The following is a 498-nucleotide window of genomic DNA, read 5'->3' as shown; positions in this document are numbered from 1 at the left end:
GCGTGCGCGAGTTCGGCATGACCGCCATCACCAACGGCATCGCGCTGCACGGCGGTTTCCTGCCGTACTCGGCGACTTTCCTGATGTTCGTGGAATACGCCCGCAACGCGGTGCGCATGGCGGCGCTGATGAAGCTGCGCAACGTGTTCGTCTACACCCACGACTCCATCGGTCTGGGCGAAGACGGCCCGACCCACCAGCCGGTGGAGCAGCTGGCGAGCCTGCGCGTGACCCCGAACATGAGCACCTGGCGCCCGTGCGACCAGGTGGAATCGGCGGTGGCGTGGCAGTACGGCATCGAGCGTAACGACGGCCCGACCACCCTGGTGTTCTCGCGCCAGAACCTGACCCAGCAGCCGCGCACCGCAGAGCAGCTGGCGAACGTGTACCGCGGCGGCTACGTGCTGAAAGACTGCGCGGGCACGCCGGACGTTATCCTGATCGCCACCGGCTCCGAAGTGGGCATCACGGTGGAAGCGGCGGACAAACTGACCGCGG

General features: G+C 67.3%; 1 pseudogene. It reads left to right on the top strand.

The window, feature by feature from the left end:
• Window positions 1-498, top strand: a pseudogene (locus MMS95_RS24120) (transketolase); the annotation flags it as partial.

The sequence above is a fragment of the Serratia sp. PGPR-27 genome (genome assembly GCF_022678525.1).
Lineage (GTDB): Bacteria > Pseudomonadota > Gammaproteobacteria > Enterobacterales > Enterobacteriaceae > Serratia > Serratia nematodiphila.
Note: the sequence above shows the minus strand (reverse complement) of the source record. Positions and strands in the feature narration are given on the sequence as shown.